Source organism: Flavobacterium tyrosinilyticum (assembly GCF_023656565.1).
Lineage (GTDB): Bacteria > Bacteroidota > Bacteroidia > Flavobacteriales > Flavobacteriaceae > Flavobacterium > Flavobacterium tyrosinilyticum.
Genome location: NZ_JAMOKG010000002.1, coordinates 724,324 through 738,847, shown reverse-complemented (window position 1 = coordinate 738,847; position 14,524 = coordinate 724,324). Strand labels below are relative to the sequence as shown.

15 protein-coding genes are annotated in these 14,524 nt (G+C 34.1%); 12 read left to right on the top strand and 3 right to left on the bottom strand.

Translation table 11 applies throughout. The features are described from left to right. Positions 1-112 precede the first annotated feature (112 nt). On the top strand, positions 113-514 hold the full coding sequence (locus tag NCC77_RS11015) for a hypothetical protein (RefSeq protein ID WP_095930839.1): 402 nt from the start codon (positions 113-115) through the stop codon (positions 512-514). Positions 515-609: 95 nt separating this feature from the next. On the opposite strand, the gene NCC77_RS11010 is transcribed toward NCC77_RS11015, so the two are convergent. Beyond that, positions 610-1,248, bottom strand: coding sequence for an NUDIX hydrolase (locus NCC77_RS11010; RefSeq protein WP_095930840.1), 639 nt, complete (start codon positions 1,246-1,248; stop codon positions 610-612). Positions 1,249-1,255: 7 nt separating this feature from the next. On the opposite strand from NCC77_RS11010, the gene pyrE reads away from it, so the two are divergent. Together pyrE and NCC77_RS11000 are read left to right on the top strand one after the other, a co-directional pair. Further along, entirely contained in the window at positions 1,256-1,900 is a 645-nt protein-coding gene (gene pyrE, locus NCC77_RS11005) for an orotate phosphoribosyltransferase (protein WP_095930841.1), read from the top strand. A 190-nt stretch (positions 1,901-2,090) separates the two neighbouring features. Next, complete coding sequence (locus tag NCC77_RS11000; RefSeq protein WP_250835605.1) at positions 2,091-2,483, top strand: SRPBCC family protein; 393 nt, start codon at positions 2,091-2,093, stop codon at positions 2,481-2,483. Between the two features lie 385 nt (positions 2,484-2,868). Here NCC77_RS11000 and NCC77_RS10995 read toward each other — a convergent pair whose 3' ends face one another. Continuing rightward, positions 2,869-3,597: a biotin--[acetyl-CoA-carboxylase] ligase gene (locus tag NCC77_RS10995; protein WP_250835604.1), complete on the bottom strand. Its 729-nt coding sequence runs from the start codon at positions 3,595-3,597 to the stop codon at positions 2,869-2,871. Positions 3,598-3,689: 92 nt separating this feature from the next. On the opposite strand from NCC77_RS10995, the gene rsfS reads away from it, so the two are divergent. The 8 genes from rsfS (at position 3,690) to NCC77_RS10955 (ending at position 10,439) form a co-directional block, all read left to right on the top strand. Further along, complete coding sequence (rsfS, locus tag NCC77_RS10990; protein ID WP_095930844.1) at positions 3,690-4,061, top strand: ribosome silencing factor; 372 nt, start codon at positions 3,690-3,692, stop codon at positions 4,059-4,061. A gap of 15 nt (positions 4,062-4,076) precedes the next feature. Beyond that, the gene (gene ftsH / locus NCC77_RS10985; protein ID WP_250835603.1) at positions 4,077-6,002 is read left to right on the top strand and encodes an ATP-dependent zinc metalloprotease FtsH; all 1,926 of its coding nucleotides are present in this window, start codon (positions 4,077-4,079) and stop codon (positions 6,000-6,002) included. A 116-nt stretch (positions 6,003-6,118) separates the two neighbouring features. After that, positions 6,119-6,724, top strand: a complete 606-nt coding sequence (locus NCC77_RS10980; RefSeq protein WP_095930846.1) for a lactate utilization protein B/C — start codon at positions 6,119-6,121, stop codon at positions 6,722-6,724. Between the two features lies 1 nt (position 6,725). After that, a complete protein-coding gene (locus tag NCC77_RS10975; protein WP_250835602.1) occupies positions 6,726-7,616 on the top strand; it encodes a phosphatidate cytidylyltransferase in 891 nt (296 codons plus the stop codon). Further along, complete coding sequence (locus tag NCC77_RS10970; protein WP_250835601.1) at positions 7,606-8,259, top strand: phosphatidylserine decarboxylase family protein; 654 nt, start codon at positions 7,606-7,608, stop codon at positions 8,257-8,259. The genes NCC77_RS10975 and NCC77_RS10970 overlap by 11 nt, the downstream gene beginning before the upstream one ends. After that, positions 8,260-8,529 carry an acyl-CoA-binding protein gene (locus NCC77_RS10965; RefSeq protein WP_248726295.1) on the top strand — a complete coding sequence of 90 codons (270 nt, stop codon included), beginning with the start codon at positions 8,260-8,262 and terminating at the stop codon, positions 8,527-8,529. Positions 8,530-8,535: 6 nt separating this feature from the next. Further along, positions 8,536-9,315, top strand: coding sequence for a superoxide dismutase (locus NCC77_RS10960; RefSeq protein WP_250835600.1), 780 nt, complete (start codon positions 8,536-8,538; stop codon positions 9,313-9,315). Positions 9,316-9,380: 65 nt separating this feature from the next. Beyond that, on the top strand, positions 9,381-10,439 hold the full coding sequence (locus tag NCC77_RS10955; protein WP_250835599.1) for a glycoside hydrolase family 130 protein: 1,059 nt from the start codon (positions 9,381-9,383) through the stop codon (positions 10,437-10,439). 173 nt (positions 10,440-10,612) lie between these two features. On the opposite strand, the gene NCC77_RS10950 is transcribed toward NCC77_RS10955, so the two are convergent. Continuing rightward, on the bottom strand, positions 10,613-12,484 hold the full coding sequence (locus NCC77_RS10950) for an alpha-amylase family protein (RefSeq protein ID WP_250835598.1): 1,872 nt from the start codon (positions 12,482-12,484) through the stop codon (positions 10,613-10,615). A 286-nt stretch (positions 12,485-12,770) separates the two neighbouring features. Here NCC77_RS10950 and NCC77_RS10945 point away from each other — a divergent pair, with 286 nt between their 5' ends. Beyond that, on the top strand, positions 12,771-14,450 hold the full coding sequence (locus NCC77_RS10945) for an OstA-like protein (RefSeq protein ID WP_432442321.1): 1,680 nt from the start codon (positions 12,771-12,773) through the stop codon (positions 14,448-14,450). Positions 14,451-14,524: the final 74 nt, after the last annotated feature.

Sequence of the window (14,524 nt, the reverse complement as noted above, 5' to 3'; positions counted from 1 at the left end):
TTGGGTCTTTTCTTTTATTGGTGGCACGCCATAACATTAACAATTTTGCTTTCTAGACGCAACCTTTTACAATATATTTTACTGATAGTATAGAACTCTAAACAAAAGTAAAATGAAAAAATTATCTATAGTATTTGCCACAATTTTCATTGTTTCATGTTCGAATGATGAAAAAGATGAAGCAATCAGTAAATTTAGCACACCTTCTAACTTACAGGGAACTTACTGTTACATTTCTGGTAGTACAGTTTTTTTTGACAAGGACAATAATGCAAGTTGTATTGCAAAGCCAAAATCTACTTTGACTTTTAAATACAATAGCTCATTAAATGCTACAACCATTCAGTGGAGCATTGAAGCACAGCCAGCTGGAAGTATAATTGTAAACGGAAACACAAACCAAGAAACGATAAGTCTAACTTTTAAAGCTGATTTTGAGAAAGGATCGATTAATTCTATTGGTGAGAGCGAAAAAGGAATCTGCGGACCTACTTTATTTATTACAAACAGATAAAGTAAGTTCTTTTAGAATTCCTCTATCATTTTATGATATTAAAAAAGCCCAATAATTTATTACTGGGCTTTTTGATGTTATTTCAAAAATCTAAATTAAGATTCTAAATTTTCCTTTTTTGACTTTAGATCTACAGGAGCACTTTTATCTTCTTCAAATAACAATTTAATGTTTTCGTAGGAATTTTTTAGTGCTTCTTTGATTTGTTCTGGATTTAACCAGGCAACTTTTTCTATTCCTTCTTCGATTTGTCCGTGTGGAGTTCCTTCAAAATCAGACTGCATTTCGAACCAATGCGTGATTTTGAGTTTGTATTTTCCGTTGCGTTTAAAGATATGATAGGTTTTTTGAAGTTTATTCGTAATACGAAGCTGGTTTACTCCTGTCTCCTCCTCTACCTCACGCATAGCCGTCGCTTCAATGTCTTCCCCTTTCTCGATTCCGCCTTTTGGCAGATCCCATTTTCCGTTTCTAAAGATAAACAAGACTTCGCCTTTCTTATTGTAGACAAAGCCTCCGCCCGCTTTATTTACCGGAATCTTGGCTTTAAGGGTTTTCATGATCTCACTTTCGTCGGGATGATATAGAATGGCTTTTTGAATTTTATTTTGAAAAATTTTTATGATAAGCTGTTCGATATCAATACTCTCCAACAAGAACAATTGGAAATCTGTTTCGCGAGAGATTTCATTTGTCAAAAAAAGTGGTTTGTCGTTTACAAAAACTTTATACATTTGTACTATGATTTTTAATAAAGATACTGCCGAAAAAACAGCCGAATTGCTTTTGCAAATAAATGCAATTAAATTGAATCCCGAAAATCCTTTTACATGGGCTTCTGGTTGGAAATCTCCTATTTATTGCGATAATAGGTTAATTCTTTCATTTCCGAGCATCAGAAACTATGTTCGTGATGAGTTTGCTAAGAACATCGAAAAACAATTTGGAAAACCTGATGTGATTGCTGGTGTTGCTACTGGAGCCATTGGAGTGGGAATTTTGGTTGCCGAAAGTTTAGGTCTTCCGTTCGTATATGTGCGTCCGGAGCCAAAAAAACACGGTAGACAAAACCAAGTGGAAGGTTTTTTACAAAAAGGACAAAATGTTGTGGTTGTCGAAGATTTAATTAGTACCGGAAAAAGCAGTTTGATGGCTGTTGAAGCTTTAAGAAGCGAAGGTGCTAACATTAAAGGTATGGCAGCGGTCTTTACTTACGGTTTTGGCGTTGCCGAAGAAAACTTTAAAGAAGCTAATGTTGATTTATTTACTTTAAGCAACTACGAAAACCTATTAGATTTAGCAGTTCAAAAACAATATATCACAGAAGATCAACAATCTACTCTTCAAGAATGGAGCGTAAGCCCGTCTACTTGGGGACAAGAGTAAGATTTTAGATTTTAGATTTAAATTTTTAAAGTCGCTTTGCTCCTTTTGGAATTTGGAATTTAAAAAATTGGGATTTTATTTAAAATTTAAGCTTTGCGAACTTAAATAAAGCCAAAGTATATAAAAAGATCTTGCGCCCTTTGCGGTAAAAAAACATTTGCAGTAAAAAAACAAAAACAAAAAACACTATATGAACTTAGAAAGTCCAAAAGTTACAGTTCAGAAATCAGCTCAAGATTTATTCGATCAATTGACTGATGTAAAGAATTTCGAAAAATTAATGCCAGACAATATCGCTAAATTTGAAGTGACTGGCGAAGACGCTTTTATTTTTGGATTGAAAGGGATGCCTGAAATCAAATTGAAAATGAAAGATAAAGTAGCTCCAAACAAAATTGTTTTGGGTGCTGCAAGTGATAAACTTCCGTTTACACTAACTTCAAACATTGATACTGTTTCTGATTCAGAAAGTGCTGTTCAGTTATTTTTTGAAGGCGAATTCAACACTATGATGGCAATGATGGTTAAAGGTCCTATTAGTAAGTTTATTGAAACTTTAGCAAATAATATGAACAAGCTTTAATAATGGTAAATTATTAATTGTGAATTATAAATGAAAGCCTGATTTAACGATCGGGCTTTTTCTTTGAATGCCACGAGGCACTAAGACACAAAGTTTTTTTCTCGCAGATTTTGCCGATTTGTTTCTCGCAAAGTCGCAAAGTCGCAGAGTTTCTCATTTTCACACTTTGTTTTCTGAATAAATCTGTAAAAAAAACTCTGCGACTTCGCGTCTTTGCGAGATTTCACCAATACGTTAGACGCACTGCAGTGCGTCTCTACAAAAAACTTCGTGAAAAAAAAACTTAGAATCTTAGCATCTCAGAACCTTAGCACCTTAGTTAGACGCTGCTGTGCATCTCTACGAAAAACCTTTGTCACTTTGTCCCTCAGTCACTTTGCAACTCTCAATAAAGCATTTTTACTTCTTTAATCTCAAACTCTGCAACAGAATCATCTTCTAATAAAACTTGCAGTTTTCCAAATGGAGAAACGCCTTGAATGATTCCCATAAAATCTTGGTTATCATTGTCTCTAAATGCAGTTGGAACTCCTTTTTTAAATAAAAAATTAAAATAATCCTCCCAAAAAATTGGTGCTGAGGTTTTCCAAGATTGAATTTTCTCTTTTAGTTTTTCAACGATTAAGATTGCCAATTCTTCCTTGTCAAAAGTTTTCCCTGAAATTACTGCCAACGAAGAAGCATTTGGCAATTCGTCAAAATCGGTTTGATTGACATTGATTCCGATTCCGACAACTGACACGATTCTGCCATCGCTTTTTAAGGTATTTTCGATTAATATGCCAACCAACTTCTTATTGTATGACAGAATGTCGTTTGGCCATTTAATGCATATATTAGGAATATTTAACGATTTTAAAACCTCTGCAACCGATAAAGAGACCAAGACGCTTAAATTAAAAACGTCGTCCTTATTAAACAGAAAATCTTTCACCAAGACACTCATAGTTAAGTTCTTACCAGCTTCAGTCTTCCATAAGCCTCCAACTTGTCCCTTCCCTTTTGTCTGATTTTCAGCTGTTACCGTTGTAAAATTCTCCAGTTCATCCTGACTTGACAAAGCTTTTAAGAAGTCATTTGTAGAATCTATGGCATCGAGTTTGATTAGTTTCATTAAATAATTTAAATATCTTAATTTAATATTTTGTTAAGGTTCAAAAATAATCACAAAATTTGGTAACTTTACAAATTCATATAAAATAATTCATGGCGAAAAAGACTATTAATAATGATGTTCTACTGGCGAACATAATCAAAGGGATTGAGGAAGTAAAAGGAAATGATATCGATATTCTTGACTTAAGAGAAATAGATACAGCTGTATGCGACTATTTTGTTATTTGCAACGGTAGCTCAAACACCCAAGTTAACGCCATCGTAAACTCAATTCAAAAAATTGTATCAAAAGACTTAAAAGATAAACCTTGGCACGTAGAAGGAACAGATAACGCAGAATGGGTTCTTATGGACTATGTACACATTGTAGTACACGTTTTCCAGAAGCACATTCGCGAATATTACAACATCGAAAGCCTTTGGGGCGATGCCAAAATAACTTCAATCGAGAACAAATACTAAAGAAACTTTCATTAAATGGCTAAAGATAATAATCCAAATCCGAATAAATTTAAAATAAGTCCTTGGTTAATATATACCGCAATACTTTTAGTTTTTTTATTCATAAGTTTTGCTACAGGAGGATCAAGCCTAAGCGAACCTGCTCAATTAACATCTTCTAAGTTCAATACGCTTTTGGAAAAAGGCCAGATTGAAAAAGTAATTGTTTACAATAAAGCAGAAGCTGAGGTATATTTAAATGCTGCGGCTCTTAAAGACCCGGCAAACAAAAAAGTAGCTGAAGATATTTTCAAACAACCAAACAAAGGCCCGCACTATACGCTGGAAATTGGTAATGATCAAATCTTTCAGACTAAATTAGAAAAAGCAGTTAATGAGGGAAAATTGAAAGATTTCAACTTCCTTCAAAAAAATAACTGGAGCGATATTTTAATCAGCTTACTTCCTATCATCATCATTGTTGGTGTATGGATCTTTATTATGCGTAAAATGTCTGGCGGAGGCGCTGGAGGTGGAGGACAGATTTTCAATATCGGAAAATCTAAAGCGAAACTTTTTGACGAAAAAACAGATATTAAAACTACGTTTAAAGATGTGGCTGGTTTAGAAGGTGCTAAGGAAGAAATTCAGGAAATTGTTGAGTTCCTTAAAAACCCAGAAAAATACACCAACCTTGGAGGTAAAATTCCAAAAGGAGCTTTACTTGTAGGGCCTCCTGGAACGGGTAAAACTTTATTAGCAAAAGCTGTTGCTGGTGAGGCACAGGTACCTTTCTTCTCTTTATCAGGTTCAGATTTCGTTGAGATGTTTGTTGGAGTTGGTGCTTCACGTGTACGTGACTTATTCAAACAAGCAAAAGAAAAATCTCCTGCTATTATCTTTATTGATGAGATTGATGCTGTTGGTAGAGCAAGAGGAAAAAGCAATATGTCTGGCGGAAACGACGAGAGAGAAAACACTTTGAACCAATTATTAACAGAAATGGATGGTTTTGGTACAAACTCTAATGTAATTGTTTTAGCCGCAACAAACAGAGCTGACGTTTTAGACAAAGCTTTAATGCGTGCTGGACGTTTTGACAGACAAATTTTTGTTGACTTACCAGACATTCGCGAAAGAGCAGAAATCTTCAAAGTACACTTAGCTCCTATTAAAAAAGTTGAAGGTCTTGATTTAGATTTCTTAGCAAAACAAACTCCAGGTTTCTCTGGTGCTGATATTGCTAATGTTTGTAACGAAGCCGCACTTATCGCTGCTCGTAACAACAAAGCCGCAGTTGACAGACAAGACTTCCTTGATGCTGTAGATAGAATTATTGGTGGTCTTGAAAAGAAAAATAAAATCATTACTCCAGACGAAAAGAGAGCAATCGCAATTCACGAAGCTGGTCACGCTACTGTAAGTTGGATGTTAGAGCATGCTGCGCCACTTATTAAAGTTACAATTGTTCCTCGTGGACAAAGTTTAGGAGCTGCATGGTATTTACCAGAAGAAAGACAAATCGTAAGAACAGATCAAATGTTAGACGAAATGTGTGCTACTATGGGTGGTAGAGCTGCTGAAAAAGTAACTTTCGACAGAATTTCGACTGGTGCTTTAAGTGACTTAGAAAAAGTAACACGTCAAGCTCGTGCAATGGTAACTATTTACGGATTGAACGATAAAATTGGAAACGTTACGTATTACGATTCAACTGGACAAAATGAATATAACTTCTCTAAGCCATATTCTGATGAAACAGCAAAAATTATTGACAAAGAAATTTCAGAGTTAATCGAAGGTCAATATCAAAGAGCGATTCAGATTTTAGAGGAAAACAAAGACAAGTTAAACCAACTTGCTGATATTCTGATTGAAAAAGAAGTAATCTTTAAAGATGACTTAGAAAACATATTCGGAAAACGTACTTTTGACAAAAATTTAGAAGAAGTAGTTTCATAAATAATTACGAAAAACGTAATAAATTTTTAAAATCTTAATTCAAAAGTCCCTTTTGAATTAAGATTTTTTTATCTTTGAACGTTTTCAATTAACATGTAAAGCATTTCATATAAAAAATGAATTTTTTCAAAAAAATATTTGGCTCTAGTGAAGCCGCTTCTGACGAAGAGAACGAAAGCGAATATGCAGGTTCATCTGCGCAGAACAGTCATTTATCTTTAGACGAGCAATTTATTTTCAACTTCAAAAAAAATGGAGGAAAGTTCTTGTATTGCGAAAACATGGGAGAAGTTGCTGAACAGTTTGAAAACATTTTAGAAGAAAACGACTGGTTCGAGAATGAAGTTTTATGCTATGAGCAAGGCTTATTTGGCTTACTGGAAGAAAATAAATTATTTTATATCGCTCCAACTAACCCAAAATTTTTATTGGCTAGCTGCGAAAACCTTATAGCCGATGAAGGTTCTATCTTATTTTCATCAAAACAAATTAGACAAAATAAACCAAACGAATTACCTGCAAATATTGTTATTATAGCAACCACAAGCCAAATCCTTCCAATGAAAAGCGACGGATTGAGCGCTATAAAACGAAAATACGAAAGAGACTATCCTACTAATATCACTACAATAAAATATTTCGAAAAAGCGAAAGACGAAGATTTTACACAATACGGAAGTGTTGCGAAAAACCTTTATTTACTGCTTTTAGAAGATCTTTAAGATGAACGAAACACTGAAGAGGGCCATTTCTGGTGCTGTTTATATCGCTTTATTACTAACTTCGATATTGTTTTCTACCGAAAGCTTCATTACTCTTTTTGGCGTTTTCTTAATTATCACGATATACGAGTTTTCTAATATCGTAAACTTAAACAAAGTGTTTTCTATCTTTTTTGGAACTTTGGTTTATGCTTCAATTGTTTTGGTAAGTCATTACAACAAACAGACAACCAAGTTTCTTAATGATACCTTTAACACTAATATTAGTTTAGAAACCAACATTAAACAGCTCGATTTAATTCTTCTAGCTATAACTATTGTTGTTTCAATAAAATGCATCATATTCTTATTTTACGATTCAGTTCAAAAAGTAAGCACTTCTTCAAAATATTTATATCTGCTTGGATATATTACGCTTCCCTTTGTATTTATCGTAAAAATCTCTTTTGGAACAAATGATTATAATCCGAAAATTATTATTGGTTTATTTGTTTTAATCTGGACCAATGATACCTTCGCCTATTTAGTTGGAAAATCAATGGGAAAACACAAATTATTTGAGCGAGTTTCTCCTAAAAAAACAATTGAAGGTTTTCTGGGTGGTGTTGTCTTTGCTGCTTTTGCTGGTTTTTTGATTTCTAAACTCTACATTCAGCCTAAACCTGAATTTAGCAACACATCGATCTTAATCTGGACTATTATTGCATTAATTGTGAGCATTTTTGGAACTATTGGAGACTTAATAGAATCCAAATTTAAACGAATTGCAGGTATAAAAGACAGCGGTTCGATAATGCCTGGTCACGGAGGTATTCTAGATCGATTAGATAGTGTTATATTTGTAGCACCAATTATATTTTTATTTTATCAAATTTTATATTATGTTTCATAAAGAGGGAGGCCCGTCCATTTTATTAGGTACTGTATTTACTGTAGCTGTACTTTTAATTGCTGATAAATTCATTGATATTGCTTGGCTGAGAATGCTTGTGCAATTTGCAGCGCTTGTAATTTTAATTATTATTTTACAATTCTTCAGAAATCCGAAAAGAATTGCAATTAGAAACAGTGATCATATTCTTGCTCCAGTAGATGGAAAAGTGGTGGTTATTGAAGAAGTTTATGAAGGAGAATATTTTAAAGATAAACGTTTACAGGTTTCTATTTTTATGTCGCCAATCAATGTGCACGTAACACGTTACGCAATGGATGGAATCATTAAATTTAGCAAATACCACCCTGGAAAATTCCTTGTTGCTTGGCATCCAAAAGCAAGTGAAGAAAACGAAAGAACTACAGTAGTAATCGAAAATGAAACTTTCGGCGCTATTTTATACAGACAAATTGCTGGTGCATTGGCTCGTAGAATTGTAAACTACGCTAAAGAAGGAATGCAGATTGTTCAAGGAACTGACGCTGGCTTCATTAAATTTGGATCAAGAGTCGATTTATTTTTACCTTTAGGTACACCAATCAATGTGGAATTAAACCAAAAAGCGATTGGAGGAAAAACAATTATTGCTACAAAAGCATAAATGGCTGATAAAGATTTAGATATTCGCTTCACTAAAGCCGTAGAAGCCGCAATGGCAATGACTCAGGCTTCACTGCCGCAAGATGTGCAGTTAAGACTTTATGCTTTTTACAAACAGGCTACTTTTGGAACGGCTGTTTACAATCAATCTGAGAATTTTGATTTGCGAAACGCTTTTAAGACCAATGCCTGGATGCAGATAAGCCATATGTCTGTAGACGAAGCCAAAGAAAATTATATCGAAATCATCAATTCATTAACATCAAAATAAAACATTATGAAGAAAAACGTTGTTATTTTAAGCACTTTAACTTCATTTTTACTATTATTTTCTTGTAAAGAAGATAAACTGACAGAAGTAGTTGAAGTTCCTCTTCCAACAAAAGAAGAAAAAATTACTATTGGTTCGCCAAATGATGTTAAAGCCGATCCAGGCTCTTTTGAAATGACGAAACTGCCATTTAATTATGACGCTCTTGCTCCTGATATTAGAACCTTAACTTTAGAAACACATTATTCTAAACATTACTTATCGTATACCAATGCTTTTAATAAAGAGATTGTCTCGACTGAGTTTGAAAACATGCCTCTTGAAGACATTTTAAAAAAAATGCCTCTTACGAATTTAAAACTCCGTCAAAATGCTGGAGGATATTATAATCATACGCTTTATTTTAATATTCTGACACCGAAAGAGCAGACCCCAAAAGATACGCTTGCAGGTTCTATCAATAAAGAATTTGGTTCTTTTAATAATCTGACCAATCAATTTAAAGCACAGTCTGAAAAGCAGTTTGGTTCTGGATGGGTTTGGCTGGTTGTAGACCGATATGGTAAATTGCAAATCACGACAACTGATAATCAAGATAATCCGTTAATGAAAAACGCCTTGATTCCAGGAACTCCAATTATGGGAATTGATCTTTGGGAACATGCTTACTATTTAGATTATCAAAACCGAAAAGGCAGTTATATTGATGCTTTTTACCAACATATCAATTGGGAAAAAGTGAACGAATATTACGTTGAAGCACTCAAAAAGGTTAAAAAAGTATAGAAAAAAAGCTGATGCAATTAAGTATCAGCTTTTTTTTATACCTTTTAGGTACTCAAACGAAGATCATGAAAGATATTGCCAATCGTTTTACCGAAAACCCCATATTATCTCCATCAGATATACCGCCTAGTAGAGAAGGTCTAGAAATTACCTGTCTATTGAATCCGGGCGTGTTTCGGTTTCAAAACAAAATCTGGCTAGCGGTGCGTGTTGCCGAAAGACCAAAACAAATTGAAAACACTATTTCTTTTCCGATATTAACAGAGGTTGGCACAATTCAGATTATTGAAATTTTAAAAGATCATCCTGAACTTATCGCAACAGATGCACGCGTAATTAACTATCAAGGCATTGATTACTTAACCACCTTATCTCACATTCGATTATTGTGCAGCGAAGACGGAAAACAGTTTTATGAGCCCGAAGATTATCCGCATTTGGTTGGCGAAGGGACACTAGAAACTTTTGGAATTGAAGATTATAGGGTTTCTCTCATTGAAGGAAAATATTACCTCACTTTTACATCAGTCTCTCCTAACGGCGTGGGCGTTGGCTTAAGAACTACAACCGATTGGAAGAATTTTGAAAAACATGGTCTGATATTTCCTCCCCACAATAAAGACTGTGCCATTTTTGAAGAAAAAATAAATGGCTTGTTTTATGCCTTGCATCGTCCTAGCAGTGTAGATATTGGCGGAAACTACATTTGGATTGCTTCTTCTCCAGATGGAATTCATTGGGGAAATCATAAATGCATTATCAAAACCAGAAAAGATAGTTGGGACAGCAAAAGAGTTGGCGCTGGAGCCGCACCGATAAAAACAGAATTAGGCTGGCTAGAAATTTATCATGGAGCCAACGAATTTCATCAATATTCTTTAGGTGCTTTTTTATTGGATTTACAAGATCCTACGAAAGTTATTTCGAGAACCGAAACTCCTATTATGTTTCCTAAAACAAGTTACGAATTAAGCGGTTTCTTTGGAAATGTCGTTTTCACAAACGGTCATATTCTTGATCCAGATGGCGATACATTAACCGTTTATTACGGTGCTTCTGATGAATTTGTCTGCGGCGCAACATTTTCTATTAAAGAGATTCTTTCATTGCTTAAAAAGGTTTAAAAACAAAAAAATATTTAACACATAGAAACATAGATTTTATACTAAAAAAAAGAATAGGAAAGAAACTAGTTTCCACACATAGACTATGTGCATTTAAACTAGTGAAACGCCTTTTTCAAGTTTTCTAAGCTATGTTTCTATGTGTTAAAAATCAACTCAAAAGATGAGCTAGCTTATTTTAATTCCAAAATCAAAGATTCTGAAGGCTGAATGGAAACTTTAGCCACTCCTTCTCCATTTTGCACTTTCAATACAAATGTTTTGTTTTGATACAGTTGCTCTTTCAATTGATATTCTCCATCTTTTAAATTCCATTTTGAAATAAGCGATGACGGAACTTTTAAATTGAATTCATTTCCTTTGTCAGAAGAAAAATTAGCAATTACGATCAGTTTTTGATTTTCCGACCAACGTGCGTAAGAATACAACAGCGCATCATAACCTTCATTATTTTGTCTATTTGCAGATTGAATCTCTTCAAAACTTCCCATCAAAGCACTACTTTTGATTGTAAAATTGAGCAAACGTTTATAAAAATCACGTAATTCTTTTTCTGAATCAGAAAGCTTCCCTCCATCAAATTTACCGTCATTCATCCAGCGCTGATGATTTGGAACTCCGATATAATCAAAAATCGAGGTTCTCGATCGTTTTCCAAAACCTGCATCTTCGTTCCCTGCCTCTCCTACTTCTTGTCCAAAATAAATCATTGTTGGCGAAGTACTGATTGTTGCTGAAACCACCATTAAAGGCTTTCCTCTTTCTGGAGTTCCTGCAAATTCTGGACTTGCTAAGCGCTGTTCGTCATGATTATCTAGAAAATGAAGCATATGATGTTCGATATCTGACATTCCGTTTTGAATTTTGGTTAATTCGTCTGGCGAAGATTTTCCGCGAATAACATCTTTCAACTTATCGTACGTTTCTACTTTATCATACAGATAATCCATTTTTCCTAAGCGAATATAATTTCGGTATTCATTCGGATTATAAACTTCAGCCAACAAAAATGCATTCGGATTTTTCATTTTAATCGAAGAGTTCATATAACTCCAGAATTCATACGGAACCATTTCGGCCATATCATAACGAAATCCGTCAACACCTTTTGCTGTCCAGTACAACGCAATATCTCTAAACTTTTTCCAAGAATCGGGAACCTCTTTGTCTTGCCAAAAAGCAAAATGTTCCTGATAGGATTTCTGATAAAAACCAGCAGGAAGTTCAGGAAAATCCTTAGTCCCATCTGGGCGTACTCCATAATTTACCTTTACCGTTTCGTACCAGTCGTTTTGATCTGGTTTAATTTTACGAGAACCATTACCTGTCCATTTTGCAGGATTTTCGTCAAAAAAACCATCAATCATTGGATTTTTCTCTCCGTTTAAAGGAATATCTCCGTCAGGAATTTCAAAATGCTGCTTTGGAATATAATAGAAATTGTTATCTCTTTTGTATTCAACCGTAACATCATCATCTGCTCCAAAATCCTTCACCCCTTCTGGATTCGATTTTCCTTCATATTTTCTCGCGATATGATTGGGAACAATATCAATTAATACTTTCAGATTTGCATTATGAGTACGTTTTATTAAAGCTTCAAATTCTTCTAATCGCTTTGCAGGATTTACGGCCAAATCTGGATTTACATTATAATAATCTTTCACGGCATAAGGAGAACCAGCACGACCTTTTACCACTTCTGGATCATCATTTGAGATTCCGTACGCTGTATAATCACGTACTAAAGCATGATGCGGAACTCCTGTATACCAAATGTAAGTTACCCCTAAATCTTTTATTTCATGAAGCGCTTTATCTGTAAAATCATTAAACTTTCCAACACCATTCTCCTCAATAGTTCCCCACGGTTTATTGGTTGTATTTTTATTTCCAAATAAGCGTGTAAATACTTGATAGACTACAACTTTTTTATCTGTTGTAGCATTTTCGTTTGAAGTACTCATTTTTAAATCTTTTGTTTTACAGGCTGAAAAAAGTACCGTTAATGTAATTCCGACTGCTATTATTTTTTTATTTATCATATTTTTTTGGGCTATTCTTCTGCTGTCTCTTTGGTTTCATCTCTAAAAATCATGAAAACAATTTTTTAAAAATAGCTCATTTTTTAAAACTTCGAAAACCATTTATCTAATTTACACCGTTTTCAGCTGAAAACACAACTACTACAACGTGAGAGTTTGCTATTTTGTTGAAAAATTAAATAACGCCCAAATTCAACTTTAGACTGTTAATGACTAATTATAAATTAATGCTAATAACCGCCACAGGTTCTATCCTTTTTTATAAATTTGACAAAAATTTAATCAGTTGAAGAAATCACTCTTTTTCATATTTACTTGTCTGTCTTTTTTAAGCGTTCAATTCACTTTCGCGCAAGCAAAAAAACCTGCTCAATCTCCGAAAACAATTGTCATCGAGAATGCCGACTTTTCTGACGTGGATCAAGTTAATGTACCTGATGCGCTTTTACTTACTGGAAATGTAAAAGTAAATCATGATGGCGTTGTGCTAACTTGCAACAAAGCTTACTTTTTTCAAAAAGAAAATTATTTAAAAGCATTCGGAAATGTACAATTAGTACAAGGAGATACTTTATTCTTGAATAGTAAATATGCGGAGTATAGCGGAAATGAAAAGAAAGCTTTTGCTACAGGAAATGCAGTTTTAACTTCTCCAGATGCCACTTTGCAAACTGATACTATTAATTTTGACAGAAATGTTCAAGAAGCATTTTATAATACAAAAGGTACGATCCTAAACAAAGACAATACTTTGGTGAGTAAATCTGGAAGGTATTATGTAAAAGAAAAGAAATTTCAGTTCTTGACTGAAGTTACGATTACGAATCCGAAATATGTGATTAAATCAAACCATTTGGATTATTACAGCAATTCTGGACATACGTATCTTCTTGGCCCTTCAACCATTACAAGTAAAGCCAATTATATTTATACCGAAAAAGGTTTTTACGATACAAAGAAAAATTTAGCCCATTTTCTACGAAGGTCCTACATTAAGTACGATGACCGACTTATAGAAGGCGATAGTTTGTATTATAATCGAAATATTGAATTTGCATCGGCAACACGAAACGTAAAAATTACCGATTCGATTAATAAAGGAATTGTAAAAGGACATTACGCAGAGCTTTACAAACTCAAAGACTCGATGTTTGTAACCAAAAGAGCTGTTGCCATCAATTTGGTTGAGAATGATTCGGTTTACATTCACGGAAAAAAATTAATGGTAACAGGTAAAGAAGGCGAAAGAATTCTGCGCGCTTTTAACAATGTCCGTTTTTACAAGACAGATATGAGCGGTAAGTGCGATTCTATACACTCAGATTCTAAAAGCGCTTTGACAAAACTTATAGGAAACCCGATTCTTTGGAATGGCGACAACCAAATTACAGGCGACGTAATGCACTTAATTGGCGACAATAAAACGAGGAAAATTGACTCTTTAAAAGTGCTAAATAATACTTTTGTCCTCTCCAAGGACACGCTCGGAACAGGTTTCAATCAGGTCAAGGGAATTAATTTGTTTGGAAAATTCCGGGATGGAAAATTGCATGATGTGGATGTCATTAAAAATACTGAAGTCATTTATTACATGAGAAATGATGCCAACGAATTAATTGGAATCAATAAAAATGTCAGCAGTAAAATCAATATGATATTGGAAAATAATGCGATCGAAACCATTACTTTCTTTAATAAAGTGGATGGCGATATTTTTCCTGAAGATGAACTTCCAGAAAACGCTCGAAAACTTCGAGGAATGAAATGGAGAGGCGATGAAAGAATCAAATCTAAAGAGGATATTTTTTCTGCCGAAGATAACGAACTCAATGAAAAACTGATTAAAGAAGGAAAAGATCAAGAGGAAAAAGGCAAAAACGTTCCACTGAAAATTAGGAAAGAAACCTTGAATTACGACAAGAAGAAACCAGCTGCCAAAGCGGAACCGAAGCCTAAAATTAAGTAGTTTTCAGTCTCAGTGACAGTTTAAACTTTTACGATAATTTAAAACACAAAGTTAACTGAAGCGTAAAGTTAAAA

Coding starts and splice junctions, on each gene's coding strand:
- NCC77_RS10950 (WP_250835598.1), bottom strand. CDS start 12,484: ATGATAAATAAAAAAATAATAGCAGTCGGAATTACATTAACGGTACTT.
- rsfS (WP_095930844.1), top strand. CDS start 3,690: ATGGCGAAAAAGACTATTAATAATGATGTTCTACTGGCGAACATAATC.
- NCC77_RS10970 (WP_250835601.1), top strand. CDS start 7,606: ATGTTTCATAAAGAGGGAGGCCCGTCCATTTTATTAGGTACTGTATTT.
- NCC77_RS10975 (WP_250835602.1), top strand. CDS start 6,726: ATGAACGAAACACTGAAGAGGGCCATTTCTGGTGCTGTTTATATCGCT.
- NCC77_RS11010 (WP_095930840.1), bottom strand. CDS start 1,248: ATGTATAAAGTTTTTGTAAACGACAAACCACTTTTTTTGACAAATGAA.
- NCC77_RS10960 (WP_250835600.1), top strand. CDS start 8,536: ATGAAGAAAAACGTTGTTATTTTAAGCACTTTAACTTCATTTTTACTA.
- NCC77_RS11000 (WP_250835605.1), top strand. CDS start 2,091: ATGAACTTAGAAAGTCCAAAAGTTACAGTTCAGAAATCAGCTCAAGAT.
- ftsH (WP_250835603.1), top strand. CDS start 4,077: ATGGCTAAAGATAATAATCCAAATCCGAATAAATTTAAAATAAGTCCT.
- NCC77_RS10995 (WP_250835604.1), bottom strand. CDS start 3,597: ATGAAACTAATCAAACTCGATGCCATAGATTCTACAAATGACTTCTTA.
- NCC77_RS10965 (WP_248726295.1), top strand. CDS start 8,260: ATGGCTGATAAAGATTTAGATATTCGCTTCACTAAAGCCGTAGAAGCC.
- NCC77_RS11015 (WP_095930839.1), top strand. CDS start 113: ATGAAAAAATTATCTATAGTATTTGCCACAATTTTCATTGTTTCATGT.
- NCC77_RS10955 (WP_250835599.1), top strand. CDS start 9,381: ATGAAAGATATTGCCAATCGTTTTACCGAAAACCCCATATTATCTCCA.
- NCC77_RS10980 (WP_095930846.1), top strand. CDS start 6,119: ATGAATTTTTTCAAAAAAATATTTGGCTCTAGTGAAGCCGCTTCTGAC.
- pyrE (WP_095930841.1), top strand. CDS start 1,256: ATGATTTTTAATAAAGATACTGCCGAAAAAACAGCCGAATTGCTTTTG.